Origin of the sequence: Streptomyces sp. NPDC056169 (genome assembly GCF_042268445.1) — a bacterium.
Taxonomy (GTDB): domain Bacteria; phylum Actinomycetota; class Actinomycetes; order Streptomycetales; family Streptomycetaceae; genus Streptomyces.
The window spans coordinates 201,314-225,717 of record NZ_JBHJUO010000002.1; the positions used below are offsets into that span (position 1 = coordinate 201,314).

A 24,404-nucleotide genomic window follows, 5' to 3' on the forward strand; every position below is an offset into this window, starting at 1 on the left:
TACGAAGCCGCCTGGACTGGTCACGGCGCCCCACATGGGGCACGATCTGCCCAAAGCCGAAAACCTACGGCCGCGTAACTTCGCCGGGAGAACCCGCTCCGGGCACACGAAGAAGAGGTTCCTCTCCGATGGCAGAACTCGTCTATCGACCGGTCGTCGGTGCCGCGCTCACGCTGTTCAAGGCGCTCGACCTGAAGATCGACACGCAGGGTTCCGAGAACATCCCCCGCACGGGCGGCGCGGTGCTCGTGAGCAATCACATCAGCTATCTGGACTTCATCTTCACGGGTCTCGCGGCCCTCCCCCAGAAGCGCCTGGTGCGCTTCATGGCGAAGGACTCCGTCTTCAAGCACAAGGTCTCCGGGCCGCTCATGCGCGGCATGAAGCACATCCCCGTCGACCGCGCGCAGGGCGAGCACGCCTACAAGCACGCGCTGGAGTCCCTGCGGGCCGGCGAGATCATCGGCGTGTTCCCCGAGGCGACCATCTCCCAGTCGTTCACCCTCAAGAGCTTCAAGACGGGCGCGGCGCGGCTGGCGCAGGAGGCGGGCGTCCCGCTGATCCCGATGGCGCTCTGGGGCACCCAGCGGGTGTGGACGAAGGGCCGTCCCCGGAACTTCAAGCGGAGCCACATCCCGGTGACGATCCGCGTCGGCGAGCCCGTCCAGGCCCCCGCCGACCAGTACGCGGGCGCCATCACGCGGCGGCTGCGCGAGCGCGTCCAGGAGCTCCTTGAGGCCGCGCAGCGCGCCTACCCGGTCCGCCCGAAGGACGCGAACGACACGTGGTGGGTGCCCGCGCACCTCGGCGGTACGGCTCCGACGCCGGCCCAGGTCAAGGAAGCCGGCTGAGGATGCCGGTACGCGCGGTCACAGCTCCGTAGGGAGCGTCCGCCAGAGGTACGGCCGGTCCGGGGCGGCCTTCAGCGCGCCCAGGACGGCCGGGTGCGGTTCCGCGTACAGCTCGGGGTAGTCCACCTCGCCGAGCTCCGGCCGTACGGTCCAGGCGAGGCGCTCCTCCGCCAGGGAGAAGCGGGCGTCGACGCCCGGCTTGTTGCCCCGCACGTCCTGGCGGGCCCACGCGCGCTCCCCGGGCAGCAGCAGGGCCACGAGGCCGTGGATCACCGGGTTCGAGCCGTCGTCGTCGGCGAGCCGCTGGTAGCAGAGGGCGGCCGGGATGCCGCGGGCCCGCAGGAGCGCGGCGTACGCGAGGGACTTGGCGTAACAGATGCCGGTGCGCTGCTCCAGGACGTCGGAGGCGCGCCAGGTGACGCGGAGATCGCCCGAGTCCTGGGAGTGCGGGATGGTGTCGCGGACGTGCGCGTAGGCCGCCTCGGCGTATGAGTATGCGTCGGGATGCTCGTCGGCGAGATGGACCGCTACATCCCTGACCAAGGGGTGGTCATGGTCGACGGCCTCACCGACGGCCAGGTAGGCCGAGATGTCTGGGTGCTGTTGCACGAGTTCCATGCGGTGAGAGCGTAAGGAAACGGCCGGACGGAAGTCAATGACTTTCCGTCCGACCGCATATTCATGCAGTGCGCGCTGTGCAAAGAGGCTGCTACTGGCGCGCCATCTCTTCCTTCAGCGCCTGGAGGAACGCGTCCACGTCGTCCTCCGTGGTGTCGAAGGCGCACATCCAGCGCACGTCGCCGGCGGCCTCGTCCCAGAAGTAGAAGCGGAACCGTTCCTGCAGACGCCTGCTCACCTCGTGCGGGAGCCGGGCGAAGACCGCGTTGGCCTGCACCGGGTAGAGGATCTCCACCCCGTCGACCGCGCGCACGCCCTCCGCGAGGCGCTGGGCCATCGCGTTGCCGTGCCGGGCGTTGCGCAGCCACAGGTCCTTGGCGAGGAGCGCCTCCAGCTGGACCGACACGAAGCGCATCTTCGAGGCGAGCTGCATGGACAGCTTGCGCAGGTGCTTCATGTGGCTGACGGCGTCCGGGTTGAGGACGACGACGGCCTCGCCGAAGAGCATGCCGTTCTTCGTACCGCCGTACGAGATCACGTCGACGCCCACCGCGTTGGTGAACGCGCGCATCGGCACGTCCAGGGAGGCGGCGGCGTTGGCGATGCGGGCCCCGTCGAGGTGGACCTTCATGCCCTTGGAGTGGGCGTGCTCGACGATCGCGCGGATCTCCTCGACCGTGTAGACCGTGCCCAGCTCGGTGTTCTGGGTGATCGAGACGACCTGCGGCATCGCCCGGTGCTCGTCCTCCCAGCCCCAGGCCTGCCGGTCGATGAGCTCGGGGGTGAGCTTGCCGTCCGGGGTCGGCACGGTGAGCAGCTTGAGGCCGCCCATCCGCTCGGGCGCCCCGCCCTCGTCCACGTTGATGTGCGCGGACTCGGCGCAGATGACGGCGCCCCAGCGGTCGGTGAGGGCCTGGAGCGCGGTCACGTTGGCCCCGGTGCCGTTGAAGACCGGGAAGGCCTCGGCACTGGAACCGAAGTGGCTGTGCATGATGCGCTGGAGGTGCTCGGTGTACTGGTCCTCGCCGTAGGCGACCTGGTGGCCTTCGTTGGCGAGGGCGAGGGCCGCGAGGACCTCGGGGTGGGCGCCGGCGTAGTTGTCGCTGGCGAAGCCCCGGACCGACGGGTCGTGGTGACGACGTGCGTCGGTCCGCGGGCCGAGGGCCGCTGTCACGGCTTGGGGGTCAGCCACAGACGCTGTCCATTCACTTCCTGGGCGGGCCTGTCCCACAGACCGGCGATCTCGTCGGCCAGGTCCTTCACGTCGGTGAAGCCCGCGAACTTCGCGTTGGGGCGTTCGGCGCGCATCGCGTCGTGCACCAATGCCTTGATCACCAGGATGGCAGCCGCCGCCTGCGGGCCGTCGTCGCCCCCCAGCTTGCGGAACGAGTCCGCCATGGCGAGGGTCCAGGCCTCGGCGGCCGCCTTGCCGGCGTTGTACGCGGCGTTGTTGGCGAGCGGCTTGTGCGCGCCGACCTGGCTGATCAGCGCGTACCGGCCGCGTCCGCCGGCGCGCAGCAGCCCGTCGTGGAAGGCGAGCGAGGTGTGCTGGACGGTGCGGATGAGGAGCTTCTCCAGGAAGTCCCAGTCCTTGAGGTCGGTCTCCGTGAAGGAGGAGCTGCCGCGCCAGCCGCCGACGAGGTGGACCAGGCCGTCGATCCGGCCGAACTCCTTCTCGGTCTTGGCGGCCCAGTCGCGCGTGGCGTCCAGGTCGAGCAGGTCGACGGTGTCGCCGATGACCCGGGCTCCGCCGTGGGCGTAGCGGGCGGCGTCGACGGCCTCCGCGAGGCGCGCCGGGTCGGCGTCGGAGCCGACGACGGTCGCGCCCGCCTGGGCGAGGCGCAGCAGGGTCGCGCGGCCCGCGGGGCCGGCCGCGCCGGCGACCGCGATGACGGCGCCGTCGAGCGGCCCGCCGTTTCCGTTGGCGTTCATGGGCGACGCCTCCTCCGTGGTCTCCGTGCTGTCGATGAGGTCGCTCACGCGGCGGCCCGCTCGGTGCTCGGGACGTCGGCGGCGGTGATCCCCTTGGTGTCGGCGATCACGCCCTTCAGCTTCTTGGCGAGGGCCTCAAAGAACATGCTGAGCGGAAACTCGTCCGGAAGCACGTCGTCGACGAGCTTGCGGGGCGGGAGGGACAGGTCCAGCGCGTCCGGACCCTTGGCCCACTTCGATCCCGGGTGCGGGGAGAGGTAGGTGGAGACGAGCTCGTACGCCTTGAACCAGTGGACCAGCTTCGGGCGGTCGATGCCGTCGCGGTAGAGGGTCTCGATCTCGGCGCAGAGCTGGTTGGTGACCTCGGGGGCCCGCTGCCAGTCGATCTTGAGGGTGTTGTCCGTCCAGCGCACCACGTCGTTCTTGTGGAGGTACGCGAAGAGGAGCTGGCCGCCGAGACCGTCGTAGTTGCGGTTGCGGTCGCCGGAGAGCGGGAAGCGGAACATCCGGTCGAAGAGGACCGCGTACTGCACGTCACGGCCGTGCGCGTTGCCCTCGGCCTCCAGCTTCACGGCCTCCTTGAAGGCGGTGAGGTCGCAGCGGAGCTCTTCCAGGCCGTACATCCAGAAGGGCTGGCGCTGCTTGATCATGAAGGGGTCGAACGGCAGGTCGCCGTGGCTGTGGGTGCGGTCGTGGACCATGTCCCAGAGCACGAAGGCCTGCTCGCAGCGGGTCTGGTCGTCGATCATCGCGGCGATGTCCGCGGGCAGCTGGATGCCCAGGGTGTCGACGGCGGCCTCGGTGACCTTGCGGAAGCGGGCGGCCTCGCGGTCGCAGAAGATGCCGCCCCAGCTGAAGCGCTCGGGGGCCTCGCGGACGGCGATGGTCTCGGGGAAGAGGACGGCCGAGTTGGTGTCGTACCCGGCGGTGAAGTCCTCGAAGGTGATGCCGCAGAAGAGCGGGTTGTCGTAGCGGGTCGCCTCCAGCTCGGCCAGCCACTCGGGCCAGACCATGCGGAGCACGACCGCTTCGAGGTTGCGGTCCGGGTTGCCGTTCTGCGTGTACATCGGGAAGAGCACGAGGTGCTGGAGCCCGTCGACGCGGTCGGCGGCCGGCTGGAAGGCCAGCAGCGAGTCCAGGAAGTCCGGGACCGCGAAGCCGCTCTCGGCCCACTTGCGCAGGTCGGAGACGAGCGCGCGGTGGTAGACGCCGTCGTGCGGCACGAGCGGGGAGAGCTGCTCGACCGCGGCGGTGACCCGGTCGAGGGTCAGCTCGACGAGGGCGCGGGCGGGCGCGGTCGCGTTCTCGGGGTCGAAGTCGATGGAGCCGTCCGCGCTCTGCCAGACGCGGATCTCCTCCACGGCATTCTTGAGCTCGGCCCAAGCCGGGTGGTCGATGACCCGGGCGTCGGCGGCTATCGCCCCACCGGTCGCGTCCTGCACAAGAATTTCCGTCATGCCTCTTCCTCCACAGGAGAACCTTGCGTCAAGACACCGTAACCACTGACGGTTCCTCGCCACAAGGGGAGCAAGAGAAATTCTCCTGCGCGACCCCTATGGAGACCGAAGTTTTTCCTGTCCGTCGGGCTTGAAGCCACCCTTCCGCCGTACGGGCCGGTTCCGCTCGACCACGCTGGGTCAGCTCAGCGGCTTGACCAGGAGCTCGAACTGCAGGTCGTCGCGCTGGGGCAGACCGAAGCGCTCGTCCCCGTACGGGAAGGGGGTCATCCGCCCCGTACGCCGGTAGCCGCGCCGCTCGTACCAGGCGATCAGCTCCTCGCGCACGGAGATCACCGTCATGTGCATCTCGCGGACGTCCCACACCTCGCGGACCCGCCGCTCGGCCTCCTCGATGATCCGCTTGCCGAGGCCCGCGCCCTGGAGCTCGGGACGGACGGCGAACATCCCGAAGTAGGCGGCCTCGCCCCGGTGCTCCAGCTGGCAGCAGGCGACGACCTCCCCGTCCCGCTCGACGACCAGGAGACGGCTGCCCGGGGTGGTGATGACGGCGGCCACGCCCTCGGGGTCGGTGCGCTGCCCCTGGAGGATGTCCGCCTCCGTGGTCCAGCCGCCCCGGCTGGCGTCGCCCCGGTAGGCCGACTCGACGAGCGGGACGAGGACCGGGACGTCGTCCAGGACCGCCTCGCGGTACTCGATCCGGCCGGTGTCCTGGGACGTGGCGGTGTCCATGCGTACGGGCTCCCCTCGGGCGCTGACGATCGACGTGCGCGATCGCCCCGAGCCTAACGCGCGCACCTTTCACTCCCCCTCGTACATCCGTGCGCGCCCGTGCGCCCGCGTGCGGCGCCCGGGCGGCGGGCATTCCTCTCCGTGGAGGGGGAGGTGTGCTGTGCACGGAGCGACCCTGTCGGGGTGGTTGCTGGTCGTGCTCTGCGCGGCGACGGGCACGTACTGCCTGCTGCGGATGCGCGCGTGCGAAGGGGAGGAGCGGCGGGCCGCGGGCGGCGAGGCGCTGATGGGCTTCGGCATGGCGGTCATGGCGCTGCCCGCGGCGGTGGTGACCCAGCCGGGCTGGAGCTGGGCGGTGTACGCGGCGGTGTTCGGCGGGACGGCGCTGCTCGGCCTGGCGGAGGCGGCCCGGCGCGGCGGACACCATCTGCACCACCTCGTCGGCTCGCTCGCGATGCTCTACATGGCGGTGGCGATGACCTCCCCCGCCGCGCAGGGGGCGCACACGGGGCACGCCGTGGGGACGGCGGGCGGCATACCCGTCCTGACGGGCGGGCTGCTCCTCTACTACACGGTGTACGTGCTGCGCGCGGGCGCGCGGCTCGCACCGGCGGCGGTGGCGACGGCGGGCGGCCCTGGGCCGGCCTGGGCGACCCGGCCCGAGCTCACCCTCGCGTGCCGGCTCTCGATGGCCCTGGCGATGGTCGCGATGCTGGTGACGCTCTGACCGGATCGCCCCGACAGGGCGATCCCCGGCCAGGCCGGGCCGGGGATCGGCGCAACGAAACCGTGTCGTACGTCACTTGGCGTCCGGGGCCATACCCCCGACCAGTACCGCGCTCATAGGGTGACGGTCATGTGGGTCTCCCTCGCGCTGCTGCTGCTCGGCGTCCTGACCGCCCTCGCGGCCCCCCGGCTGCTGGCCCGGGCGGACTGGGTGGAGCGAGAACCCGTGGTCGCGCTCTGGGTGTGGCAGTGCGTGGTGGCGGCGGTACTGCTGAGCTTCGCGCTGTCCATGACGTTCAGCGCGTCGGCGGCCTGGCAGGCGGTACGGGGTCAACTCTTCGCGCCCGCACCGCGCGCGGTGGTCGACGCGTACGAACTCGGCACGACCGGCCCGTGGTCGGGGGTCCTCGCGGTCGCCCTGGCCTGTGGCGGCGTCTGGTCCGGGGCGATGCTCGGCCGGGAGATCGGCCAGGCGCGCGCCCGGCGCAGGCAGCGCCGCTGCGATCTCCTCGTCCGCGCCCCCCTGCTGCCCGGGGAGGAGCCGGGCAGCGAGCGGCTCGTCGTCCTGGAGGGCGAGCGGGCGGACGCCTGGTGGATGGCGGGGACCACGCCCCGTCTCGTCATCACCACGGCCGCGCTGCGGCGCCTGAAGGGCCGGCAGCTGGACGCGGTCCTGGCGCACGAGCAGGGCCACGCCCGGGCCCGGCACGACTGGCTGCTGCACTGCTCGGCCGCGCTCGCCGGCGGCTTTCCGGGGATCCCGGTCTTCGCGGCCTTCCGCGAGGAGATGCACCGGCTGGTGGAGCTGGCCGCCGACGACGTGGCCTCGCGCCGGTTCGGTCGGCTGACGATCGCCCTGGCCCTCGTCGAACTGAACGAGGACCGGGGCGTGTTCGGCCCCGGCCCGGCACCGGACGCGGATCTGCCGCAGCGGGTGCACCGGCTCCTCACCGCGGCCCCGCGGCTCACGGCGGGGCGCCGGCTGCGGCTGACCGCCGTCGCGTCCCTGGTCCCCGTGATCCCGGTCCTCGTGGCCTTCGTCCCCGCGCTGACCGCGCTGGGATAGCGGGACGGACCGGCGCTTCGTGCGAGGCGGATCGGCGCTCCGTGCCAGGCGGATCGGCGCTCAATTCCGGGCTAATCGGCGCTCCGCGCCGGGCGAATCGCTCGAAACGGCGCTCCGGATCGGCGCTCTGCGAGGGGCGGATCACGGTCGGGGGCGGGGCGTCGGGCAGGATCGGCGCATGCGCTCCTCCGCCGTGGTCTCCGGAGTCCTGTTCGCCGTCCTCCTCGTGCTCGTCGTCACGGGGTGGTCGCCCCTGCTCTCCTTCGACCGGTCGGTCGCCGAGGAGTTGCACCGCGTCGCCGTCGCCCGACCGGGCCTCACCGGCCTCAACCGCTTCCTCAGTGACTGGGTGTGGGATCCATGGACGATGCGCGCCCTGGCCGCGGTGACGGTGGTGCTGCTGTGGTGGCGACGGGAGCGGATGCTCGCCCTGTGGGTGGCCGGCACGAGCTTCGTCGCGGTCGGACTCCAGCAGGGACTGAAGTACCTGGTGGGGCGGGAGCGCCCCGAGTGGTCCGACCCGGTCGACTCCGCGCGGTACTCGGCCTTCCCCTCCGGGCACGCGATGACGGCGACGGTGACCTGCGGGCTGCTCCTGTGGGTGCTCGCGCTGCACTGGCGGGCGGAGTGGCGCGGCTGGGGCGTCCTCGCGAGCGCCGCGGTCGTGTCGGTGCTCGGCGTCGGCTGGACGCGGGTCTACCTGGGCGTGCACTGGCCTTCGGACGTGCTCGGCGGCTGGCTGCTCGGCTGGTGCTGCGTGGCCGTCGCCGTTCTCACGTACCGCGGTGCGGGGAGGAGAATGGGAGAAACGCGATGAAGCCGCCTGTTCTGGACGATCCCCCGTGTCGCCCAGAACAGACGGCCTCCCCGACGGCCTGCCACGGGGGCGCGCCGAAGGGATGCGCTGAGTATATTGGCCGGCAGCCAGTCAACGCAGGAGCCAAGCATGTCCCCGCGTAGCCCATCGGTCAATGAAGAGCTCAGACGCCGCTCACGTGAGCGGATTCTGCAGGCCACGGTGGACCTGGTGTCGACGCACGGCTACGAGGCGACCACGCTCGGCGACATAGCGGAGCGGGCCGGCACGGCGCGCGGACTCATCTCGTACTACTTCCCGGGGAAGCGGCAGCTGCTGCAGTCGGCGGTGCACCGGCTGATGCACCTGACGCTGGAGGAGGCGCTGGAGCGCGAGCCGCACACGGAGGACGGCCGGGAGCGGCTGGCGCGGGCGATCGACGCGATCCTGGGGCTCGCGGTGGCACGGCCCACCCTGATGCGGACCCACATGGCGGGAATACTCCAGGCCGAGGGTTTCGTGCAGTGCCCGGAGCAGCAGCGCCTCGCCTTCCTGCTGCGGGACACGGTCACGCGGTACGGCTCCGAGGACGTGGACACCGACTATCCGCTGCTGCGCGCGCTGTTGATGGGCGCGGTGGTGGCGGTGCTGCTGCCGGGGGCGCCGATGCCGATGGCACGGCTGCGGTGGGAGCTCTTCCAGCGGTTCGGGCTGGACTGGGAGCAGGGCGCGCCGCCGGACGGGGGTCCGCCCGACGGCGCGCCGGTCGCACGGCTCGATCAGTAGCTAGTCGAGCCGGTCGTCCGATCGGTCGTCCCGGTCGTCTCAGTCATCTCAGTCGTCGAAGTCGAAGTAGTCCGGCTGCGTCTGGACGTTGAGCTCGTCCATGCGGATCCGCTTCGCGGGGTCCGTACGACGGTCGGAGAGCTTCAGGACGTCGAAGCCCTTGGCGATGTCGTTCGAGTAGATGTGGCCGTTGTAGTAGTACGCGGACCACGAGCCGCCCGTGGCGATCGTGGTGGCGGACACCGGGCCGCGCTCGAAGTAGCCGATCTCCTTCGGCTTGGACGAGTCGGTGAAGTCCCAGATGGAGACGCCGCCCTGGTACCAGGCCTGGACCATGAGGTCCTTGCCCTTGACCGGGATGAGCGAGCCGTTGTGGGCGACGCAGTTCTCGGTGTCGGCCTGGTGGCGCGGGATCTTGAAGTAGCTGCGGAAGACGAGCTTGCGCTTGTCGCCCTTGCCGACGATGTCGTAGATGCCGTCGGCGCCCCGGTTCGGGCCGACCACGGCGTTGCAGGTGGCGGCGCCGCCGCCACCGAGCTCGTCGGTGAAGACGACCTTGTTCGCCTTCTGGTTGAAGGTCGCCGAGTGCCAGAACGCGAAGTTGACGTTGTCCTGGACCTGGTCGATCACCCGCGGGTGCTCGGGGTCCTCGATGTCGAAGAGGATGCCGTCACCCATGCAGGCGCCGGCGGCGAGGTCCTTCTCCGGCAGCACGGTGATGTCGTGGCAGCCGGTGGTCTTGGAGACGCCCGGGTTGGTGGGTCCGCCCGGGTTGCCGCCGCCGTCCGGGCCCTCGCCCGGGAAGAGGACGGGGAAGTTGACGATCGCGGCCTTCTCGGGCGCCTTGCGGGGCACCTTGATGACCGAGATGCCGTCGTGCGGAGGCTGGCAGTCCGGGAAGGCGGCGTTCGGCGAGTACGAGGAGACGTACACGTACACGTTCTTGCCCTTGGGCAGGATCGTGTGGGTGTGCGAGCCGCAGGCGGTCTCGACGGCGGCGACGTACTTCGGGTTCCTGATGTCGCTGATGTCGAAGATCTTCATGCCCTCCCAGGATTCCTTCACCGAGGCGGGCTGCGTCGTGCTGGCGCAGGAGTTGTCGCTTCGGGAGGAGTCGGTGGAGAGGAAGAGCAGGTTCCCGGAGACCGAGATGTCGTTCTGGGAGCCGGGGCAGAGGACCTGGGCGACGGTCTTCGGGGCCTTCGGGTTGCTGATGTCGAAGATCCGGAAACCGTCGTAGTTGCCCGCGAAGGCGTACTTGCCCTGGAAGGCGAGGTCCGTGTTGAGGCTCTGGAGAGCGTCCTTGGGGATGTTGGCGAGGTGCTCGATGTTCGGGCTGTGGACGATCTCGTCCACGCCGGGTATGTCACCGCTCTGGATGGCGGAACGCGCCTCGGCCGCCTGCTCCGTGGAGACGGTGCTCTGGTTGAGGGCGTCTCCGGGGTCGGGGGTGGCGACCGACGGGCCGGCCGCCAGCATCGTGGCCAGCAGTCCGGCCGCGGCGGATGCCACGCCCAGGCGTCTGATCCGTGCACGCGGGGTACGCGGGGTACGCGGGAATCGCAACGAAGTCACTCCGTCCTCGCTGGTATCCGTTCAGCCTTGAACGGATGTTGGACCCCGGCAGTATGGTCCGTGGCGTGCACATCTCAACAGATGGCAACACAGACGTAATGAAGCTTTTTGATCGCTCCACTCGAGAAAAGTGCTAGGAACGGTCAACTGTCCCCGCAAGAACATCTGGAGGTCGCGTTGTTGATCCGCCGTCAGCGTGCCGTCGTCACCGTGGCCCTGTCCGCCGCCGCCGTACTCGCCCTGGGCGCCTGCGAGTCGGGGTCAGGCACGGACGCGCCGCAGTCCAAGGCCTCGGCCGGGGGCTCGGTGGTGGCACCGGGGAAGCCCGGCGAGCCGGCCCGACGGATATCGCCGGAGGAGGCCGCCCGGCTCCTCCCCGACGAGAGCCCGAACAGCGCCGACTTCCGGTACGCGCAGATGATGATCGTCCACCATCGCCAGGCCCTGACCATGACGGCCCTCGCCCCGCAGCGGGCGGGATCCCCGCAGGTCAAGAAGGTGGCCGAGCGAATCTCGGCGGCGCAGCAGCCGGAGATCGGCGCGATGGAAGGCTGGCTGAAGAACAACGGCGGGCCGCGCGAACAGAGCGGCCACGACCATCACTCGATGCCGGGCATGGCGACCGAGGACCAGCTGAAGGAGCTGAGGAACGCGAAGGGCGCGGCCTTCGACGAGCTGTTCCTGAAGCTCATGATCACGCACCACGAGGGCGCCATCACTATGGCGGCCGAGGTGCTGAGCGAGGGCAACAACGTCCTGGTGGAGGAGATGGCCAACGACGTGATCGCCCAGCAGACCTCGGAGATCAACCGCATGCGGTCGCTGTAGGGCGACCGGCGGGCACCCGGGTCGCCCGGGGTGCCCGCCCGGGTCACACCTCTTCGACAGCGCCCTGACGGCCGGCCTGCGCCTCGGCCGCCGTCAGGACGGTGGTCAGCAGGCCGGGGAAGAGGACCTCGAGGTCGTCCGCGCGCAGGGCGTTGAGCTTCGCCGTGCCCCGGTACGTCTGCTCGATGACGCCGCTCTCGCGCAGGACGCGGAAGTGGTGCGTGGTGGTGGACTTGGTCACCGGGAGGTCGAAGTACGAGCAGCTCAGCGCCTCGCCCTCGCGCGCCAGATCCCGCACGATGCGCAGCCGTACGGCGTCCGAGAGCGCGTGGAGCACCCCTTCGAGGCTGATCTGGTCCCGCGGGGGGTGTTCAAGGGCGCGAGGGCTGGTGGCGGTCGTCATGACGGCGGCTCCACTTCATCCGGGTGACCCTCATTGTACGAGAGCTCTCGTAGTTTGACAGATGCCGTACTACGACGAGTATCGTACGAGCATCCTTCGAGGCCGTCCCGAAACGGAGTCCCGTCATGAGCGTCGCCCTGTTCCAGCCCTACACCCTGCGTTCGCTGACCGTGCCCAACCGGGTCTGGATGGCGCCCATGTGCCAGTACTCGGCCGAGATGACCGGGCCGAACGCCGGTGTGGCGGGCGACTGGCACTTCGCCCACTACGGCTCCCGCGCCACCGGCGGCGCGGGGCTCATCCTCGTCGAGGCGACGGCCGTCGCCCCCGAGGGCCGGATCAGCCCGGCGGACCTCGGCCTGTGGAACGACACCCAGGTGGAGGGGCTGCGCCGGATCGCCGGCTTCCTCAAGGAGCACGGCACCGTGCCCGGCATCCAGATCGGTCACGCCGGGCGCAAGGCCTCGACCAACCGCCCCTGGCAGGGCCGCGGTCCCGTCGCGCCGGGCGGGCCCGGCTGGCAGCCCGTCGGCCCCAGCCCGGTCGCCTTCGACGAGGGGTACCCGGTGCCGACCGAGCTGACCGTCGAGCGGATCCGCGAGATCACCGGCCAGTTCGCCGACGCGGCCCGCCGCGCGCTGGACGCCGGCTTCGAGGTCGTCGAGGTGCACGGCGCCCACGGCTACCTCATCGGCGAGTTCCTCTCCCCCCACAGCAACCACCGCACGGACGAGTACGGCGGCTCCTTCGAGAACCGGACCCGGCTCGCGCTGGAGGTCGTCGACGCGGTGCGGTCCGTCTGGCCCGAGGAACTGCCCGTGTTCTTCCGGATCTCCGCCACCGACTGGCTGGAGGAGCAGGGCTGGACGGCCGACGAGACCGTACGGTTCGCCGCGCTGCTCCGCGAGCACGGCGTCGACCTGCTCGACGTCTCCAGCGGCGGAAACGGCGGGCCGGCGCAGATCCCCGTGGGCCCGGGCTACCAGGTGCCCTTCGCCGCCCGGGTCAGGGCGGAGACCGGGCTGCCGGTGGCCGCCGTCGGCCTCATCACCGAGAGCGACCAGGCCGAGAAGATCCTCGCCAACGGCGAGGCCGACGCGGTCCTCCTCGGCCGCGAGCTGCTCCGCGACGCCTCCTGGCCCCGCCGCGCGGCCCGCGAACTCGGCGCGGAGACCCACGCCCCGGCGCAGTACGCCTGGGCGATCTGAGGGGTACGGGGCGGCGTCTCCGGGGGGCGGCGGACGTGCCACGGGGCGGCCCTCCCCGGGGGCTGCTCGCGTCTCCGGGGCGCGTCTCCGGGGGGCCGTAGGTGTGTCCGGGGGCCGTTGTCAGTGGCCGGGTGCAGACTGGCCCGTATCCGCGACAACGGCGTCCTGGAGGTAGCAGCAGCCATGCCCGACGTACTCCTCACCGTAGGCACCCGCAAGGGGCTCTTCATCGGCCACCGGCACGACGGCCGATGGGAGTTCGACGATCCGGCCTTCCCCGCGCAGGCGGTCTACTCGGTCGCGATCGACACCCGGCGGCCGAACCCGCGCCTGCTCGTGGGCGGGGACAGCGCCCACTGGGGGCCGTCCGTCTTCCACTCCGACGACCTCGGCAAGAGCTGGACCGAGCCCGCACGGCCGGCGGTGAAGTTCCCCGAGGACACCGGCGCCTCCCTGGAGCGCGTCTGGCAGCTGCACCCGGCACCCGGGCACTCTCCCGACGTCGTGTACGCGGGGACGGAGCCGGCGGCGCTGTTCCGCTCGGCGGACGGCGGGGAGTCCTTCGACCTCGTGCGCCCGCTCTGGGAGCACCCCACCCGCTCCCGCTGGGTGCCCGGCGGAGGCGGCGAGGCCGTCCACACCGTCGTCACCGACCCCCGCGATCCGGACGCGCTCACGGTCGCGGTGTCGACCGCGGGCGTGTTCCGCTCCCGGGACGGCGGGGCCGCGTGGGAGCCGTCCAACCACGGAGTGTCCGCGGTCTTCCTGCCCGACCCGAACCCCGAGTTCGGGCAGTGCGTCCACAAGATCGCCCAGGACGCGGGCGACAAGGACCGGCTGTACCTCCAGAACCACTGGGGCGTGTTCCGCAGCGACGACGCGGGCCACAACTGGTCCGACATCGGCGCCGGCCTCCCCTCCGACTTCGGCTTCGCGGTCGCCGCCCACCCGCACCGCCCGGACACGGCCTACGTCTTCCCCATCACGGCGGACTCCGACCGCGTCCCGGCAGGCCGCCGCTGCCGGGTCTACCGCACGAGCGACGCCGGATCCACCTGGGAACCCCTGACCCGGGGACTGCCCGAGAGCGACCACTACGGCACGGTGCTGCGGGACGCGCTCTGCACGGACGACGCGGACCCGGCGGGCGTCTACTTCGGCAACCGGAACGGCGAGGTGTACGCGAGCGCCGACGACGGCGACAGCTGGCGGCTCCTGGCGGAGCACCTGCCGGACGTGCTCTGCGTCAGAGCGGCGGTGATCTGAGCACTCCGGCCTCGTAGCGGAGGACGACCTTCCGTCCGGTTCGCCGGACGGGCGACGGGTGGCCGTCTCAACCAGCGGTACACGAAGGCGAATTGACTCGCACACTCATGCGACGATGTGCGGCGATTCCCGGCCACCGGTCGGGTCCTTGTCTGATTGCAGAGGACCATGAAGCCCAGTCCCCTCCTCCGCGCGCGGCGCGGTCTGCTCGTCATCGCCGCCGCCCTCGGCCTCGTCTTCGGCGTCACCGCCGCACCGGCCCAGGCCGCCTCGAAGACCTACGACTTCACGTACACGATCAGCCCGCAGCACGCTCCGGGCATGTGCCTGGAGGTCGCCGACTGGAGCCGGGCGGACGGCGCGGCGGTACGCCAGTGGCCGTGCACCGGCCAGCCCAACCAGAAGTGGCACAAGGTCTACAACGAGGGCCAGTCCACCGGGCCCTACTGGTACATGAACGCGTACAGCGGCAAGTGCCTGGAGATCGGCGGCTGGGCGACGAACAACGGCGCGACCGCCAACCAGTGGGACTGCCACTACGGGGCCAACCAGACCTGGTACGGCAACTCGGGCCTGATCTACACGTCGTTCGAGTACGCCACCAACAAGTGCCTGGAGATCGAGGACTGGAGCCAGAGCGCGGGCGCCAGGGCGCGCCTGTGGGACTGCCACTACGGCGCCAACCAGACGTTCAACTTCACCTTCGCGTAAGCCGCCGCGCGGGCCCCGATCCGGGCGTCGGGCGGTCGCCCGCGGCCGGTCGGGGCCGCCCGGCACCCCCGGCCGGGGCCGACCTGGGCCCGCAGGTCAGGGCAGGCGCCAGTCCACGGGCTGGGCGCCTTGCTCCAGGAGGAGTTCGTTGGCGCGGCTGAAGGGGCGGGAGCCGAAGAAGCCGCGGTCCGCGGACATCGGGGACGGGTGCGCCGACTCGATCGCCGGGAGGTTCCCGAGGAGCGGCCGCGCGTTGCGGGCGTCCCTGCCCCACAGGATGGACACCAGGGGCTTGCCCCGGGCGGCCAGGGCGCGGATCGCCTGCTCGGTCACCTCTTCCCAGCCCTTGCCCCGGTGGGCGGCCGGCTTGCGCGGGGCCGTGGTCAGGGCCCTGTTCAGGAGCAGGACGCCCTGACGGGTCCAGGGGGTCAGGTCGCCGTTCGACGGCCGGGGCAGACCGAGGTCGGTGTTCAGCTCGCGGTAGATGTTCTCCAGGCTGCCCGGCAGGGAGCGGATCTCGGGCGCGACCGCGAAGCTGAGGCCGATCGCCATCCCCGGTGTCGGGTAGGGGTCCTGACCCACGATCAGGACGCGCACGTCGTCGAAGGGCTGCTGGAACGCCCGCAGGACGTTCGGTCCGGACGGCAGGTACGTCCGGCCCGCGGCGATCTCCGCGCGCAGGAAGTCGCCCATCTCCGCCACACGTCCCGCGACGGGGCTCAGAGCCTCCGCCCAGCCGGGCTCCACCAATTCGTTCAAGGGTCGCGCTGTCACGGTCCGTCACTCTACCGGCCTACAGTGACACCCCGGTCCGGCCGATCGGCGGGACGCCCCTGGACCTTCTCCGGCGGACAGGCCCTAGACTCCCGCCACTCCCCTGCCCTTCGTCCCCTTGCCCTTGTCCCCTTGTTCCCTTGTCCCCTTCACGCCAGGACGGTGCACCGTGGATTCCGTGAACGACCCTTCAGAGGCCGCGCAAGGGCTGGTCGTCGGCGTGGACTCGGGCGGCTCCGGGCTGCGGATCGCCCTGGCCGAGGCGACGAGCGGCACGGTCCTCGACACCCTCGCCTCCCGGGAACCGGTCAGGACCGGGCCCGGCGGGATCTCCGCCGCCCATTTCCTGGAGCAGGTCCTGCCGGCCGTCCACGCCCTGCGGGAACGCGCCGTGCCGGACTCCCTCGGCTCGCGGCCGGTCCTCGCCGTGGCCGTGGGCGCCGCCGGGATGGCGACGCTCGGGGACGAGCTGCGGGCCGAGCTGCCCGGTGCCTTCGCCGAGGCGTGGGGCGTGCGGCGGCTCGCGCTCGCGGCGGACGCCGTCACCGCGTACGCGGGGGCGCTCGGACAGCGGCCCGGCGCGGTCGTCGCGGGCGGCACGGGAATGATCGCGCTCGGTACGGATCTGGTGTCCTGGCGCCGCGCCGACGGCTGGGGGCACCTCCTCGGCGACTGCGGCAGCGGTGCCTGGATCGGCCGGGCCGGCCTGGAGGCGGCGATGCGCGCCCACGACGGGCGGCGCGGCGGTTCGGCGGCGCTCCTGGCCCGGGCCGAGAAGCTGTTCGGTCCGATCGCCGGCCTGCCGGGCGTGCTCTACCCCCGTACCGACCGGCCGGCCGTGCTCGCCTCCTTCGCCCCGGAGGTGGGGGAGTGCGCCGCCGGGGACCCGGTCGCGGCGGACGTCCTCGCCCGGGCGGCGGGGCACGTCGCGGACGCCGCCGAGGCCGTGTGCCCGGCGGACCCCGGGGCCCTGGTCGCCCTGACGGGCGGTCTCTTCAAGATGGGCGACCCCCTCCTCGTACCCCTGCGGGCGGCGCTCGGGGAGCGGATCCCGCACGCCCGGACGGTGGCGCCGGCGGGCGATCCGCTGGCCGGGGCGGTCACCCTCGCCTCGGCCCTCGCCACGGGCATCCTGAGGCTGCCGGAGGACCCGTCGCTGCTCCGCCTGTTCGGCGACGCGGCGGCGGAGGCGGCGGCATCCGCCCAGGTCGGGGGTGGTGCGGAGGCGCCGGACGAGTCCGGAAGCGGGCACGGAGACCGGACATAGGGGGACAGACGGCGCGCGATCGCACCTCACCGAACAGCGTGGCCGACGAAACCAGTAGCATGCGGCGCCATGAGCTCCCCCACTGGGCCTGCTTCCGGCCTGCCTGTACGAATGCCTCGACCCCGCCAGTCCGGGCGGCACCGTCGCCCCGAACCCGCGGCGGCGCCCGAGGGCGCTCCCGCACTGGTTCTCGCCGTTCCCGGTGTGCCGTCGGCCGCCATACGCTCACTGGCCGAAGAGGTCGTGAGCATCGCCCGCTCGGAGCTGCCCGGCCTGGAGGCCGTGATCGGTTTCCTGGACGGCGACGACACCGAGTACCCCGCGCTCGCGACCGTGCTCGCCTCGGTCGAGGTGCTGCGCACCCAGCGCTACGAGCTGGCCGTGGCGGCGGGCCGTGAGGTCACCGCCCCGACGGGTCCCGCCGCGGTCGTGGTCCCGCTGCTCGCGGGCCCGGACAGCGCCCTGATGCGCCAGGTCCGCCAGGCCCTCATGGACAGCGGCAACACCGCCGAGCTGACCGAGGTGCTCGGTCCGCACCCGCTGCTCGCCGAGGCGCTGCACGTGCGCCTGTCCGAGGCGGGGCTCGCCCGCGCCGACCGCGCCCGGCTGTTCACGGTCGCGACGGCCGCCGACGGCATCATCCTGGCCACGGTCGGCGGCGAGGAGGCCGTGCAGGCCGCCGGGATCACCGGCATGCTGCTCGCCGCGCGCCTCGCGGTGCCGGTGATGGCCGCCGCGCTCGACCAGGAGGGTTCGATCACCTCCATCGCCGAGCAGCTGCGCGCCTCGGGTTCGGTCCAGCTGGCCCTCGCGCCGTACCTGATCGGCCCCGAGCTGGCCGAGGGCCTGCTCGACGAGGCCTCGAAGGAGGCCGGGTGCGCCGCGGCCGAGCCGCTGGGTGCCTACCCGGCGATCGGCAAGCTGGTGCTCTCGCAGTACACGGCGGCGCTGGGCATCCCGCCGCAGCAGCCGCAGGGCGCGCCGACGCTCTGAGACGTGCCGTAGCGAGAAGGGCCCGCACCGGAGGCATCCGGCGCGGGCCCTTCTGGCGTGGCGGGCTCTGATCCGGCCTCGTATCCGACCTCGGATCCGCCCTGGCCTCCGGCTCAGCCGAAGACGACGCAGGAGGCCGCCGGGGCCTCGATCGCGCCGGCCCGGACGGGGACGCCGGTTTCGGGGTCGAGGTCGAACCAGGTGACGTCTCCGGAGCGCTCGTTGGCCGCGTACAGCCGCCGCCCGGAGGGGTCGAGGGTGAGGTCGCGGGGCCAGGCGCCACCGCAGGGCACGGTGGCGACCAGGTCGGCCTTCGCGCCGTCCGGGTCGAGGGCGAGGACGGCGAGGGTGTCGTCGCCGCGGACGGCGGCCCACAGGAAGCGGCCGTCGGGGGCCACGACGACCCCGGACGGGTAGCTGGGGCCCGTGGTGCCCTCGGGGACGACGGGGGTCTCGCCGAGCGGTTCGAGGACGCCCGCCCCGGCGTCCCAGCGGCAGACGGTGAGGGTGGGCTCCAGCTCGTTCAGGACGTAGGCGTGGGTGCCCGAGGGGTGGAAGGCGAGGTGGCGCGGGCCGGTGCCGGGGCGCAGCGCGGTCTCGCCGTGGAGGGTGAGTGCGCCGGTCGCGGGATCGAGGGCGCAGATCCGTATGGAGTCGGTCCCGAGGTCCACGCTGACGATCCAGCGGCCTGAGGGGTCGGGGAGCACCTGGTGGGCGTGGGGGCCGCTCTGGCGCTCGGGGACGTCGCCGCTGCCCTCGTGGCGCAGGACGGCCGTGGCGGGGCGGGGGGTGCCGTCCGCGCCCAGCGGCAGGACGGTGACGCTGCCGGAGGTGTAGTTGGCGGTGAGGAGGTGCCCGGCGGCGAGGGCGAGATGGGTGGGGCCGGCGCCGTCGACGGGGACGGGTTCGCCGAGCGGCCGGGGTACGGGCCCGGTGACGTCGAAGGCGGCGACGGCGCCCGGCTCGGTCTCGGAGACCGCGTGGAGCACGTGGCCGGCGAGAGCGAGGAACGAGGGATCGGCGACGCCGTCGGAGGCGCCGGTGACGGTCAGCGCACCCGTCTCCGGGTCGACGTCGGCGGCGAGGACGCCGAGACCGCCCACCGACGTGAACGACCCGATGTACGCCCGCAGCCCGCTCCGGCCCTGTACCGCCCCTGTGTCGCCCATGGCGCCTCCCCTGTCGCGGAGCCGGTCACGGACGACCGGCCGTCGTCCGGTCGACGGTAGCAGGCGGTCTAGACCAGCCGGTTCCGGTGTGGCCCCGGGGCGGGATCAGGCCGCCGGGACGAGCGGGGCGCGCGGCGAGGAGCGCAGCGGCGCCGCCAGATCGACGAGGGCCTGCTCCAGCCCGTGCAGGTGCCCGAGGGCCGCCTCGGCGCCGGGGTGGTGGCGCGGTGTCGCGGCGGTTTGTCCGCCGGAGGCCGGGACGGGGCGCGTCGGGGGTACGAGGGCGTGGACGGCGGCCTCGACCCGCCAGGCCGCGGCCGCGAGCCGGGCGTCGTGGGAGGCGTCGGGGTCGGCCGCGACGAGGGCGAGGCCCCTGATCTCGCGGGCGCAGTCGTCCAGGAGCGCGAGCACCCGGCGGGCCCGGGCCTTGCGGGCGCGCAAGGGGCTCAGCGGATGCACGAGCGGGGCGAGGGAGAGCCGGACCCGGCCGAGCAGGAGCTCCAGCTCGGCGGCGTGCGGCGCCGGGTCGGCGACGGGGTCGCCCGCGAGCCGGCGGGCGGCTGCCGTGGTGCAGGTGTGGACACAGGTCACGGCCCGTTCGATCCAGGCATTGGTGGCGGCGTGCGTCGTCACCGGCAGCAACGCCACGCCGATCGCCGCACCGATGGCGCCGACGGCGGTCTCCTGGAAGCGCAGGACGAGCAGTCCGGGGTGCAGGACACCGAGCAGCCCGTAGAGGAGCCCCGCCATGACGGTCACAAAGAACATCATCCAGCTGTACGAGAGCGGGGCGGTGTAGAAGATCCCGAAGACGCACACGGCGACGAGGAGGGCGGTGGGGCCGGGCGCGCCGGCGAGGGGTACGGCGACGAGGAGGCCGGCGGCGATGCCGGTGACGGTGCCGAGGACGCGGCGGAAGCCGCGGACGAGCGTCTCGCCGCGCGAGGCCGTGTTGACGAAGATCCACCACGCGGTGCCGACGGCCCAGTACCAGCGCTCGTGGGAGATCAGCTGGCCGGCGGCGAGGGCGACGGCGCAGGCCGCGGTGGCCTGGAACGCCTGGCGGGTGGTGGGACGGGCCAACCCGGTCCCCGGCAGCGGGGCGGGCGCGGCGGGCGGCGGGACGCGCCGCTCGATGCACCAGGCGCCGAAGCGGACCGCTCCGGCGGCGAGGAGCGCGAGGGTCACCGCCGCGTACAGCTCGGGGAGCTGGGCGGGGACGGCGTGGAGGAACTGGGTCACGAAGAACTGCATGAAGGCGAAGATGCCGAGGGCGTGCCCGCGCGGGCCCCAGCGGCGGGCGTACACCCCGGCGAAGACGACGAGCAGCCAGGCCGCGTCGCGCAGAAGAGGCGCGTCGTGCAGGAGGGTCGCGAGCGCGAGTACCGGGAAGCCGACGGCCGGCAGCAGGGCGGTGGTGACCGCCTGGCGGCGCACGGTCGGGTCGCCGACGGTGAAGAGCGCCAGCAGGGCTGCGAGGCCGGCGGTGATGGACGCGACGAGGGACAGGCCGAGCAGCTCGGCCAGGGCGACCGCGAGCGCGATGCCGAGGACGGCACGCAGCGAGACCCTGAGCCGGACGAGCCCCGGATCCGGGGCCATGAAGTACTTCCGCACGGCGGCCAATCCCGCCCCCCTTGATCTGTTCCTCACCGCGCGCGAGGCTCCCCGGGGGTGGTGGGGGCTCGGACACGACGAAAGCACCGCGGGCCGGTCCGGCCTCGTCGCCGGACGGCGCTGCGCGGCGCCGAAAGTGTGTGATGGCTACAAGAATAGACCGAAGGGGGTGCAGCGGCTCAACTCACCGCCGAAGGAGTGGGCCATTGGCCCACCACGACAGCGCAGCGAGTGACCGGACGGAGCCATTGGCCCACGCTTCCCGCACACCGCACACCGGCGACGGGCCGAGCCACCTCGCCGCCGAAGGCGCGCCCCTACCCGGGCATCCCCGAAGAGGTTGGCCGCGACGGCGAGACGACGGCCAGCACGTGAGCGGTCCAGGTCCGGAACCTCCGCAGGCCCATGCGCTCGCCGCCCCGCGCCCCTGAACGACGCGCCCGGTGCGATCAGTGCTCGTGACGGCCGCCATCAGCGCTGCGTATTGGCGTCGGACCACGGCGGGGCGCTGCCCGCCGGGCAGGCCGAGGAGATCGCGACCCGCTACAAGAGGCTGGCCCAGGCCACGGTGGCCGAGGTCAACACCCACTCGTCCTGGACGGTGGCGCGCGGCGGCGCCACGGACCCGACGGGCTGAGGAGCGGCCCGCTCGCAGGCATGTCGGGCGACGAGCTCGTCCGGCGCACGGCACACACTCCGCGTTCAAGACGTGACGCAGCCCACACCTGGGGATCGAACTTCCGAGACGGGACCGCATCTTGTCGGTGTCGCCCCTCGACCGCAGGAGACTTCCGTGCCCCCTACGCACCGCTACGACTCGCGCGTTCCTGACAGTGCCGGCGAGATGCTGGTCGGCCGGGAGGCCGACCTTCGACGCGTCGACTCCTTCCTCGCCGGCGCGTCCACCGCCGGCGGCACCCTGCTGATCTCCGGGGACCCCGGGGTGGGAAAGACCGCGCTGCTCGCGGCAGCCGCGTCCCGCGCGGAGGGTGCGGGCGTGCCCACCTTGCGCGCGACGGCAGTCCAGTTCGAAGCACAGACCAGCTTCAGTGGTCTCCAGCAGCTCCTCCAGCCGGTGATCGGCGAGGTGGGCGGACTCGGTCCGGCCCATCGGGAGGTGCTCACCGTCGTTCTGGGGCAAGGCGCGGGCCCCGTGCCCCCTCACGAAGCCGTGGCGCGGGCGCTCCTGGCGCTGCTGGCACGGACGGCGGGCGAGCGCCCTCTGCTGATCACCCTCGACGACCTGCAGTGGATGGATCCCACCAGCGCCCTGGTTCTGGGAATCACCGCCCGTCGGCTCATCGGTACGAAGGTCGGACTGCTGGGCTCCGAACGGCCCGGCGCGGGCGGCTTCTTCGAGCACTCGGGCCTCGCGGTCCACCTTCTGCGCCCGCTCGACGACCGGGCCGCCGACGCCCTGCTGGTCGACCGCTACCCAGCCCTGGCCCCACGGGTCCGACGACGCCTCGTCACCGAGGCGCAGGGCAATCCCCTGGCGCTGCTCGAACTCCCGGTGTCGCTCACCGACTCGCAGCGCACGGCGTCGGAAACGCTCCCCGGGCACCTGCCGCTGAGCAGCCGTCTCCAGGCGGCGTTCTCCTCACGCATCGGCACTCTCCCGGCGGTCACCCGCTACCTGCTGCTGCTCGCCGCGCTCGAAGGCACGGGCGACCTTCACGCCCTGGAGCGAGCCGTCGAGGGCCGGTGCAGCCTCAAACAACTCGGGCCGGCCGAACGGGCCCAGCTGGTCAGCGTCGACGACCGCACCGGTCGCCTGGCGTTCCGTCACCCGCTGACCCGCTCGGCCGTGGTCGACCTCTCCACCCACGACCAGCGACGCCACGCGCACCTCGCCCTCGCCCGCCCCCTGAGCGATCAGCCGGAGCGCCAGGCCTGGCATCTGGGTGAGGCCACCGTGGCACCGGACGAGGCGGTGGCCGCTCTCCTCGAACGTGCCGCGCGCAGCATGAGCCGCCGGGGCGACGGCTCCATCGCCATCGCGTCGCTGCTGCGCGCCGCGGACCTCAGCCCCGACGCCGAACAGCGGGCCCGCAGACTGGCGGAGGCGGCGTACGTCGGCGCCAGCGTCACCGGTGACCTGTACGAGGTCCCGAGGCTGCTCGACCACGCGCGACGAGCGGCGCCCGGCCCCGGATCCCTCGTCACGGCCGTGGCGAGTTCCGCCTATCTCCTCAACGGGTCGGGGGACGTCGACACCGCCCACCGGCTGCTCAGCGCGGCGGTGGCCCTGCAGCCCGAGCCGTACGACCCGGACGATCCCGTACTGGCCGAGGCGCTCCACACGCTGCTCCTGATCTGCTTCTTCAGCGGCCGGCCCGAGCCGTGGCAACCGCTGGACGCCGCGCTCGGGAGATTCGGCGGCGATCCCGGCGCGCCGGCCATCACCCGGGCGACCTTCGGCGACCCGGCCCGATGCACCCGCGACGACCTGGAGCGGCTCGACACGGCCGTCGCCGAGCTCACCCACGTGTCCGACCCGCTGCGGATCGTCCGCACCGGGATCTCCTCCGCCTACGTCGACCGGCTCGGCGGCTGCGCCGACGCGCTCCGGCGCGTGGTCGAGGCCGGGCGCAAGGGCGAAGCGGTCGCGCCGGCGATCGACGCGCTCTTCCTCCTGGCCAATCACGCGCTGCTCACCGGTGAGTGGGAGCAGCTGAACAGAGCAGCCCACGAGGGACTCGCGATGTGCGAGGACCACGGCTACCCGATGCTGGCGTGGCCGGGGAAATTCCTCCTCGCCGCCCGGGCCGCGATGCAAGGTGACCACGCCACCGCGAACGCTCTGACCGGCGAGATGGACCGGTGGGCCGGGCCGCGGCGAGCCGGTGCGGTGCGCTTCTACGCCGCGCACACGCGCGCCTTGTCAGCGCTCGGCCGGGGGGACTTCGAGGAGGCGTACCGACAGGCCGTGATCGTCAGCCCCGCCGGTGAGTTTCCCGCCTTCGTCCCCCACGCCGTGTGGCTGGTCATGGACCTCTCGGAAGCCGCCGTGCGGACCGGTCGGCGCGGCGCGGCCCGAGCCCATGTCGCCGCCGCCCGCGACACGGGGCTGGACACGCTCTCCCCGAGACTGAGAATGCTGCTGCTCGCCGCGGACGCCCTCGCCGCCGACAGCGACGCGAGCTCGCTCTTCGAGCAGGCCCTGACGGTTCCGGAGGCGGAGCGCTGGCCCTTCGACCTCGCTCGCGTCCACCTCTCCTACGGCGAACACCTGCGTCGGTGCAGAGCCGCCGCCCGCTCCCGGCACCACCTGGCGACGGCGAGGGACGTCTTCGGGCAGCTGGGCGCACACCCTTGGACCCGACGGGCAGCCCAGGAACTCCGTGCCGCCGGCGGCCACCGGGAGGACGACTCCGGCGGCTCCGGGTCCCCGCTGACGCCGCAGCAGTCGGAGATCGCGAAGCTGGCCGCCGCGGGCTTCACCAACAAGGAGATCGGTGAGCGTCTCTTCCTTTCCCCGCGCACCGTCTCCACTCACCTGTACCAGCTCTTCCCCAAGCTCGGCGTGTCCTCCAGGGCTGCTCTGCGCGACGCGCTCGGCCGGCTGGAGGAGGGCTGAACGGGTCTTTGTCGCGGGCTACGTCACATGACGGAATCCACCGCGCCTC

Annotated in this window: 23 protein-coding genes; 13 read left to right on the forward strand and 10 right to left on the reverse strand. The window is 72.5% G+C overall.

Going from position 1 to position 24,404, the window contains the following annotated elements:
* Positions 1-128 precede the first annotated feature (128 nt).
* The gene (locus tag ACFC0G_RS03470) at positions 129-851 is read left to right on the forward strand and encodes a lysophospholipid acyltransferase family protein (protein ID WP_376396528.1); all 723 of its coding nucleotides are present in this window, start codon (positions 129-131) and stop codon (positions 849-851) included.
* Positions 852-869: 18 nt separating this feature from the next.
* Here the strand turns inward: ACFC0G_RS03470 and ACFC0G_RS03475 are convergent, their stop codons facing one another.
* The 5 genes from ACFC0G_RS03475 to ACFC0G_RS03495 form a co-directional block, all read right to left on the reverse strand.
* Positions 870-1,469, reverse strand: coding sequence for a transglutaminase family protein (locus ACFC0G_RS03475; RefSeq protein ID WP_376396531.1), 600 nt, complete (start codon positions 1,467-1,469; stop codon positions 870-872).
* Positions 1,470-1,560: 91 nt separating this feature from the next.
* The gene (locus tag ACFC0G_RS03480) at positions 1,561-2,643 is read right to left on the reverse strand and encodes a threonine aldolase family protein (protein ID WP_376397261.1); all 1,083 of its coding nucleotides are present in this window, start codon (positions 2,641-2,643) and stop codon (positions 1,561-1,563) included.
* Positions 2,640-3,401, reverse strand: coding sequence for an SDR family NAD(P)-dependent oxidoreductase (locus tag ACFC0G_RS03485; protein ID WP_376396534.1), 762 nt, complete (start codon positions 3,399-3,401; stop codon positions 2,640-2,642). Before ACFC0G_RS03485 ends, ACFC0G_RS03480 begins: the two co-directional genes overlap by 4 nt.
* 44 nt (positions 3,402-3,445) lie before the next feature.
* The gene (locus ACFC0G_RS03490) at positions 3,446-4,858 is read right to left on the reverse strand and encodes a DUF6421 family protein (protein WP_376396537.1); all 1,413 of its coding nucleotides are present in this window, start codon (positions 4,856-4,858) and stop codon (positions 3,446-3,448) included.
* A 180-nt stretch (positions 4,859-5,038) separates the two neighbouring features.
* The gene (locus ACFC0G_RS03495; protein ID WP_376396540.1) at positions 5,039-5,590 is read right to left on the reverse strand and encodes a GNAT family N-acetyltransferase; all 552 of its coding nucleotides are present in this window, start codon (positions 5,588-5,590) and stop codon (positions 5,039-5,041) included.
* A 160-nt stretch (positions 5,591-5,750) separates the two neighbouring features.
* On the opposite strand from ACFC0G_RS03495, the gene ACFC0G_RS03500 reads away from it, so the two are divergent.
* From ACFC0G_RS03500 to ACFC0G_RS03515, 4 genes are all read left to right on the forward strand, one after another.
* Complete coding sequence (locus ACFC0G_RS03500; RefSeq protein ID WP_376396543.1) at positions 5,751-6,317, forward strand: DUF5134 domain-containing protein; 567 nt, start codon at positions 5,751-5,753, stop codon at positions 6,315-6,317.
* A 129-nt stretch (positions 6,318-6,446) separates the two neighbouring features.
* Positions 6,447-7,382 (forward strand): M56 family metallopeptidase, encoded by a 936-nt coding sequence (locus ACFC0G_RS03505; RefSeq protein ID WP_376396545.1) that lies wholly within the window; start codon positions 6,447-6,449, stop codon positions 7,380-7,382.
* Between the two features lie 178 nt (positions 7,383-7,560).
* Positions 7,561-8,199 carry a phosphatase PAP2 family protein gene (locus ACFC0G_RS03510; RefSeq protein ID WP_376396548.1) on the forward strand — a complete coding sequence of 213 codons (639 nt, stop codon included), beginning with the start codon at positions 7,561-7,563 and terminating at the stop codon, positions 8,197-8,199.
* A gap of 129 nt (positions 8,200-8,328) precedes the next feature.
* Complete coding sequence (locus tag ACFC0G_RS03515; protein ID WP_376396551.1) at positions 8,329-8,964, forward strand: TetR/AcrR family transcriptional regulator; 636 nt, start codon at positions 8,329-8,331, stop codon at positions 8,962-8,964.
* 48 nt (positions 8,965-9,012) lie between these two features.
* On the opposite strand, the gene ACFC0G_RS03520 is transcribed toward ACFC0G_RS03515, so the two are convergent.
* Entirely contained in the window at positions 9,013-10,443 is a 1,431-nt protein-coding gene (locus tag ACFC0G_RS03520; protein ID WP_376397264.1) for an LVIVD repeat-containing protein, read from the reverse strand.
* A 273-nt stretch (positions 10,444-10,716) separates the two neighbouring features.
* Here ACFC0G_RS03520 and ACFC0G_RS03525 point away from each other — a divergent pair, with 273 nt between their 5' ends.
* Positions 10,717-11,367 carry a DUF305 domain-containing protein gene (locus ACFC0G_RS03525; RefSeq protein ID WP_376396554.1) on the forward strand — a complete coding sequence of 217 codons (651 nt, stop codon included), beginning with the start codon at positions 10,717-10,719 and terminating at the stop codon, positions 11,365-11,367.
* 43 nt (positions 11,368-11,410) lie between these two features.
* Here ACFC0G_RS03525 and ACFC0G_RS03530 read toward each other — a convergent pair whose 3' ends face one another.
* Positions 11,411-11,770: an ArsR/SmtB family transcription factor gene (locus ACFC0G_RS03530; RefSeq protein WP_376396557.1), complete on the reverse strand. Its 360-nt coding sequence runs from the start codon at positions 11,768-11,770 to the stop codon at positions 11,411-11,413.
* 125 nt (positions 11,771-11,895) lie between these two features.
* Here ACFC0G_RS03530 and ACFC0G_RS03535 point away from each other — a divergent pair, with 125 nt between their 5' ends.
* From ACFC0G_RS03535 to ACFC0G_RS03545, 3 genes are all read left to right on the forward strand, one after another.
* On the forward strand, positions 11,896-12,978 hold the full coding sequence (locus tag ACFC0G_RS03535; RefSeq protein ID WP_376396560.1) for an NADH:flavin oxidoreductase/NADH oxidase: 1,083 nt from the start codon (positions 11,896-11,898) through the stop codon (positions 12,976-12,978).
* A gap of 183 nt (positions 12,979-13,161) precedes the next feature.
* The gene (locus ACFC0G_RS03540; RefSeq protein ID WP_376396563.1) at positions 13,162-14,244 is read left to right on the forward strand and encodes a WD40/YVTN/BNR-like repeat-containing protein; all 1,083 of its coding nucleotides are present in this window, start codon (positions 13,162-13,164) and stop codon (positions 14,242-14,244) included.
* A gap of 168 nt (positions 14,245-14,412) precedes the next feature.
* Positions 14,413-14,955, forward strand: coding sequence for an RICIN domain-containing protein (locus ACFC0G_RS03545; RefSeq protein WP_376396566.1), 543 nt, complete (start codon positions 14,413-14,415; stop codon positions 14,953-14,955).
* A gap of 96 nt (positions 14,956-15,051) precedes the next feature.
* On the opposite strand, the gene ACFC0G_RS03550 is transcribed toward ACFC0G_RS03545, so the two are convergent.
* Entirely contained in the window at positions 15,052-15,729 is a 678-nt protein-coding gene (locus ACFC0G_RS03550; protein WP_141293036.1) for a uracil-DNA glycosylase, read from the reverse strand.
* Between the two features lie 169 nt (positions 15,730-15,898).
* On the opposite strand from ACFC0G_RS03550, the gene ACFC0G_RS03555 reads away from it, so the two are divergent.
* Positions 15,899-16,996 carry an N-acetylglucosamine kinase gene (locus ACFC0G_RS03555; protein WP_376396569.1) on the forward strand — a complete coding sequence of 366 codons (1,098 nt, stop codon included), beginning with the start codon at positions 15,899-15,901 and terminating at the stop codon, positions 16,994-16,996.
* A gap of 69 nt (positions 16,997-17,065) precedes the next feature.
* The gene (locus ACFC0G_RS03560; RefSeq protein ID WP_376396571.1) at positions 17,066-17,989 is read left to right on the forward strand and encodes a sirohydrochlorin chelatase; all 924 of its coding nucleotides are present in this window, start codon (positions 17,066-17,068) and stop codon (positions 17,987-17,989) included.
* 113 nt (positions 17,990-18,102) lie between these two features.
* On the opposite strand, the gene ACFC0G_RS03565 is transcribed toward ACFC0G_RS03560, so the two are convergent.
* Both ACFC0G_RS03565 and ACFC0G_RS03570 read right to left on the reverse strand, forming a co-directional pair.
* A complete protein-coding gene (locus tag ACFC0G_RS03565) occupies positions 18,103-19,158 on the reverse strand; it encodes a lactonase family protein (protein WP_376396574.1) in 1,056 nt (351 codons plus the stop codon).
* Positions 19,159-19,263: 105 nt separating this feature from the next.
* Complete coding sequence (locus tag ACFC0G_RS03570) at positions 19,264-20,760, reverse strand: FUSC family protein (RefSeq protein WP_376397267.1); 1,497 nt, start codon at positions 20,758-20,760, stop codon at positions 19,264-19,266.
* Between the two features lie 499 nt (positions 20,761-21,259).
* Between ACFC0G_RS03570 and ACFC0G_RS03575 the strand changes: the two genes are divergently transcribed.
* Both ACFC0G_RS03575 and ACFC0G_RS03580 read left to right on the forward strand, forming a co-directional pair.
* On the forward strand, positions 21,260-21,412 hold the full coding sequence (locus tag ACFC0G_RS03575; protein WP_376396577.1) for a hypothetical protein: 153 nt from the start codon (positions 21,260-21,262) through the stop codon (positions 21,410-21,412).
* Between the two features lie 156 nt (positions 21,413-21,568).
* Positions 21,569-24,355, forward strand: coding sequence for an AAA family ATPase (locus ACFC0G_RS03580; RefSeq protein ID WP_376396579.1), 2,787 nt, complete (start codon positions 21,569-21,571; stop codon positions 24,353-24,355).
* The last annotated feature ends 49 nt before the right edge of the window (positions 24,356-24,404 follow it).

What these genes read in the sequence shown, in the direction of transcription:
- ACFC0G_RS03470 (WP_376396528.1), top strand. Translation starts at nt 129, where the DNA reads ATGGCAGAACTCGTCTATCGACCGGTCGTCGGTGCCGCGCTCACGCTG.
- ACFC0G_RS03475 (WP_376396531.1), bottom strand. Translation starts at nt 1,469, where the DNA reads ATGGAACTCGTGCAACAGCACCCAGACATCTCGGCCTACCTGGCCGTC.
- ACFC0G_RS03485 (WP_376396534.1), bottom strand. Translation starts at nt 3,401, where the DNA reads ATGAACGCCAACGGAAACGGCGGGCCGCTCGACGGCGCCGTCATCGCG.
- ACFC0G_RS03490 (WP_376396537.1), bottom strand. Translation starts at nt 4,858, where the DNA reads ATGACGGAAATTCTTGTGCAGGACGCGACCGGTGGGGCGATAGCCGCC.
- ACFC0G_RS03495 (WP_376396540.1), bottom strand. Translation starts at nt 5,590, where the DNA reads ATGGACACCGCCACGTCCCAGGACACCGGCCGGATCGAGTACCGCGAG.
- ACFC0G_RS03505 (WP_376396545.1), top strand. Translation starts at nt 6,447, where the DNA reads ATGTGGGTCTCCCTCGCGCTGCTGCTGCTCGGCGTCCTGACCGCCCTC.
- ACFC0G_RS03510 (WP_376396548.1), top strand. Translation starts at nt 7,561, where the DNA reads ATGCGCTCCTCCGCCGTGGTCTCCGGAGTCCTGTTCGCCGTCCTCCTC.
- ACFC0G_RS03515 (WP_376396551.1), top strand. Translation starts at nt 8,329, where the DNA reads ATGTCCCCGCGTAGCCCATCGGTCAATGAAGAGCTCAGACGCCGCTCA.
- ACFC0G_RS03520 (WP_376397264.1), bottom strand. Translation starts at nt 10,443, where the DNA reads ATGCTGGCGGCCGGCCCGTCGGTCGCCACCCCCGACCCCGGAGACGCC.
- ACFC0G_RS03530 (WP_376396557.1), bottom strand. Translation starts at nt 11,770, where the DNA reads ATGACGACCGCCACCAGCCCTCGCGCCCTTGAACACCCCCCGCGGGAC.
- ACFC0G_RS03535 (WP_376396560.1), top strand. Translation starts at nt 11,896, where the DNA reads ATGAGCGTCGCCCTGTTCCAGCCCTACACCCTGCGTTCGCTGACCGTG.
- ACFC0G_RS03540 (WP_376396563.1), top strand. Translation starts at nt 13,162, where the DNA reads ATGCCCGACGTACTCCTCACCGTAGGCACCCGCAAGGGGCTCTTCATC.
- ACFC0G_RS03545 (WP_376396566.1), top strand. Translation starts at nt 14,413, where the DNA reads ATGAAGCCCAGTCCCCTCCTCCGCGCGCGGCGCGGTCTGCTCGTCATC.
- ACFC0G_RS03560 (WP_376396571.1), top strand. Translation starts at nt 17,066, where the DNA reads ATGAGCTCCCCCACTGGGCCTGCTTCCGGCCTGCCTGTACGAATGCCT.
- ACFC0G_RS03565 (WP_376396574.1), bottom strand. Translation starts at nt 19,158, where the DNA reads ATGGGCGACACAGGGGCGGTACAGGGCCGGAGCGGGCTGCGGGCGTAC.
- ACFC0G_RS03570 (WP_376397267.1), bottom strand. Translation starts at nt 20,760, where the DNA reads ATGGCCCCGGATCCGGGGCTCGTCCGGCTCAGGGTCTCGCTGCGTGCC.